At 74.7% G+C, this 3,732-nt stretch carries 3 protein-coding genes and 1 pseudogene; 1 reads left to right on the forward strand and 3 read right to left on the reverse strand.

The window, feature by feature from the left end; genetic code table 11:
- Positions 1 to 1,283, reverse strand: a 1,283-nt coding sequence (locus GT354_RS02405; protein WP_346011804.1) for an MFS transporter, incomplete at its 3' end; no start/stop codon positions are given.
- Positions 1,284 to 1,500: 217 nt separating this feature from the next.
- Here GT354_RS02405 and GT354_RS02410 point away from each other — a divergent pair.
- Positions 1,501 to 2,379 carry a LysR family transcriptional regulator gene (locus GT354_RS02410; protein WP_161354489.1) on the forward strand — a complete coding sequence of 293 codons (879 nt, stop codon included), beginning with the start codon at positions 1,501 to 1,503 and terminating at the stop codon, positions 2,377 to 2,379.
- A gap of 55 nt (positions 2,380 to 2,434) precedes the next feature.
- Here GT354_RS02410 and GT354_RS02415 read toward each other — a convergent pair whose 3' ends face one another.
- Positions 2,435 to 2,929 (reverse strand): NUDIX domain-containing protein, encoded by a 495-nt coding sequence (locus GT354_RS02415; RefSeq protein WP_161354490.1) that lies wholly within the window; start codon positions 2,927 to 2,929, stop codon positions 2,435 to 2,437.
- Positions 2,930 to 3,260: 331 nt separating this feature from the next.
- Positions 3,261 to 3,732 (reverse strand): annotated as a pseudogene (locus GT354_RS02420) (aspartate/glutamate racemase family protein); the annotation flags it as partial.

Below are 3,732 nucleotides of genomic sequence, written 5' to 3' on the forward strand. Positions count from 1 at the left end.
CCGCCGTGCGCGATCAGCGCGCCCATCACCGCCACGCCCACCGTCGCCCCGACCTGACGCGACGCGTTGAGCAGCCCGCCGGCCGTCCCCGCACTGCCCTCCGGCGCCGCGGCCACCACCGTCGCGGCGAGCGCCGGCAGCGTGCACGACACCCCGAACCCGGTGAGCGCCAACCCCACCGCGAGTACCGCGTACGGCGCGTCCCGCAGCGTCGCCAAGCCGAGCACCACTGCCCCCGAACTCAGCAACGCGAGACCCGCGAGCACCGGCCGCGCGGCGCCGGCTCGGGCCACGATCCGCCCGGTGAGCAGCGGATTGAACGCGCACGGCAGGGTCAGCGGCAAAAACGCCAGACCGACCCTGGTCGGACTCAGGTGCCACTGCCGGGTCAACACCAGCGGCAGCACGAACAGCGCGCCGGTGAGGGTGAAGTTCACCGCGGCCCCGGACAGCATCGCCCCCGTCGCACCGCGCACCCGCAACACGTGCGGCGCCAACGCGGGCGCGTCGCTGCGCCGTTCCACCACCACGAGCAGCGCGCCCGCCGCCACACACCCGACCCCCGACGCCACCGCATGCGCCCTCGCCCCCGCGCCGAGCGCGATCAGCGCGTCGGTGAGCAGCGCCAACACCGCGCAGGCCACCACCTGCGCGGTGACGTCGATCGGCCGGTCGCCGGTCGGGCCGCGCAACGCCGCCGTGTTCACCAGGGCGAGCACCACGACCGCGATCGGCACGTCGACCAGGAAGATCGCCCGCCAGCCCGCGAGATCGACGAGCACTCCGCCGACCACCGGCCCCGCCGCGAGCGCGGCCCCGCTGGTCGCCGCCCACACCGCCATCGCCCGGACCCGGTCCGCCGGGTCGGGGTAGAGCCTGACCACCAACGCCATCGACGCCGGCAGGCAGGCGGCGCCCGCCACGCCCAGGGCGACCCGCGCGGCGACCAGCGTGCCCAGGTTCGGGGCCGCCGCCGACACCAGCGACAGCGCCGCGAAGGCGCCGACGCCCACCCGAAAGACACGCTGCGCGCCGTAGCGGTCGGCGACCGCGCCCGCCGAGAGCAGCAATGCCGCGAACGCCACGGTGTAGCCGTTGACGACCCACTGCAACCCGCCGACCGACGCGTGCAGGGACCGGGCCAGGTCGGGTTCGGCCACCGACAACACGGTGACGTCGAGCAGGACCATGAAGTAGCCGAGCGAGACCCCCAACAGGGCGAACACCCGACGCGGGGACCGCGATGGAGGGGACAGGGCGGGCTGGAACACGGTTGTGGGCACGGGGGGTTCCTTACGAGACGAGGACCGACGAACGGGCGCTCGACAGCCTGCGCCGGCCGACCGCCACGACCCACCGGCGCAGCCGTACGCTGCATGCGGAAAAACCGAACGCGCGCATCACGCGCCTGTGACGAACGCGCGCATGTGACGAACGCGCAGAACAGGGCGCGGGGCGAGCACGGGAATCATGGGCATCGGGCACGCGGGGAGCACGGGCATGGAACTGCGACACCTGAGAACGTTCGTGGCGGTGGTCCGCACGGGCACCGTCACCGACGCGGCCGACGCCCTCGGCCTGGCCCCCTCGTCGGTGTCCGCGCAGATCCGCGCCCTGGAAAGCTCACTGGGCGTGCCGCTGTTCGAGCGCGGCCCGCGCGGCATGCACACGACCGAGGCCGGGTCACGCCTGCTGGACCGGGCCGGCCCGCTGCTCGATCGGGTCGAACTCATCCGGCACGAGGTGGCCGGGCGGCCCTACGCCCTGCGCCTGGGCGCGCTGGAATCCCTCGTCGCCGTGCACGTCCCGCGCGTCCTCGCCCGCCTCGCCGAGCGCCGGCCGCAACTCGCCGTCGAGACCCGAGTCGTCGCCGGCCGCGACCTGCTCCTCGGCGAGACGGCCGCGGGCGAGCTGGACGCCGGTCTGCTGCTCGACGTCGGCCGCTCGCTCGGCGGCCTCGGTTTCGCACCCGTCCGCCGGCCCTTGGCCTTCGCCGACCTGGCCCCGGTCCCGCTCGCGTTCGTGGCCGCCCCGACCCATCCGCTGGCCGGGCGCACCGCCCTGACCACGCAAGAGGTGTCCGGCGCACGGCTGTTGGGCAACGTCCCGGCCTGCTCGTTCTGGCTGGCCGCGCAGTGGATCCTCGGCGCCGACACGCGACTCGTGCCCACGGGCAGCCTCACCGTGATGCGGGCGTGGGCGGCGCAGGGCCTGGGCCTCGCGCTGCTGCCCGAGTTCGCCGTCGAAGCCGACCTGGCCGCGGGCACGTTGGCCCGGCTGGACCTGGCCGTTCCCGATCTGTCATTGCGCCTGGTGTGGCGCGCCGATCGGGAGAGCGCCCCCGGTGTACGCGACCTGCTGTATGCGGCGGCCGGGTGACATCGCCGGCCGGGTGACGTCACCCGCCCGCACCCGGACGCAGTCCTCGGGCCGGTCAGCGCGCGCGAAATCTGCCGTCGGCGGTGAAGTCGCGGTACAGCCCGAGCACGATCTCGGTCGGGCGATGCATCGGTGTCGGCAGGTCCGCGAGATCGAAGAAGGCGGCGTCCGTGACCTCTTCGGGTTCGAGCACCAGCTCGCCGGTCCACCGGTGGGCGACGAAGCAGATCGTGAAGGCGTGCACGACGTCGCCGTTGGGATACTCGACGACGTTGACGGCCGGGTCGGACAGGCTCGCGAACGGCACGAGGTCGCGTTCCTCGACCGAGAGCCCGGTCTCCTCGGCGAGTTCCGCCACCGCCGTGGAAACGAACGTGGTTCCCTCCTCGCACGATCCGGCGGGCACTTCCCACACGCCCAGGTCGGCGCGTCGCTGAAGCAGGCCGCGCCCGGCCTCGTCGACGAGCAGAACGTGCGCGCCGGGCACGAGCAGGGGCCGGCTGCCCACCCTGCGGCGCAGCGACCAGATGTACGAGCCGACGTATCCCATGTCCGTCCTGCCTGTCGATGCGCGGCGACGAACCCGGCTCCGGGCTCACGCGGACACCTCACGATAGGTGGCCGACCGCGATACCCGGCGCGTTTTCCGGCTACTCGGGCGCCGCTTCGCTTCCCCGCGGGGGGCGGCGAGGCCGGGAACGACCGACTCGCGGCCGCGGTCGTCCGGGCGGGCGGCGGGTGGCGGGGCGTTGCCCGGACGGTACGGGTGGTTCGCTGTCGTCGCCGCACGATCACCGCGAACACCCTGGTGAGGCCGGGACCGTCCGTCCGGGCCCGGCCGCCGCCGAACGTTTCCGTCGACGCCCGACCGGATCCGGTGGTCAGCCTCGTCGAGCCGGCACGCCCGGGGCGTCGAATGTCGGCAGGAGGTCGCGGGTGACTCGGCCGGCCGCCGCGAGGGCGCGGCCCAGCGGATACCCGAGCGCGTTGGCGGGCATCGCGCCGGGGCGACCGCTGAGCACGACCTCGACGCTCGCGGGCGCCGCGTCGAGACGTTCGCTCAGGCCCAGCCGGCGCAGCGTCTGCCGGGCGACCGCCTCGGCGCTGTCGTACAGGGCCACGCCGGTCGGCAAGGCGGCGGCGATCTCGGCGCCCACGAGCGGATAGTGGGTGCAGCCCAGGACCACACCCGCGCAGTGCGCGGGGGTACGACCGGCCGCGTCCGCGATGGCCACCCGCGCGGCCTCGGGATCGGCCCGGTCCACCGCTTCGGCCAGGCCCGGGCACGCGACGCGCTCGACGGTGCGGCCGGCGGCGAACTCGCCGATCAGGCGCGCCTGGTAGGCGCTCGCG

Source organism: Streptomyces sp. SID3343, assembly GCF_009865215.1.
GTDB lineage: Bacteria > Actinomycetota > Actinomycetes > Streptomycetales > Streptomycetaceae > Embleya.

What these genes read in the sequence shown, in the direction of transcription:
- GT354_RS02410 (WP_161354489.1), top strand. Translation starts at nt 1,501, where the DNA reads ATGGAACTGCGACACCTGAGAACGTTCGTGGCGGTGGTCCGCACGGGC.
- GT354_RS02415 (WP_161354490.1), bottom strand. Translation starts at nt 2,929, where the DNA reads ATGGGATACGTCGGCTCGTACATCTGGTCGCTGCGCCGCAGGGTGGGC.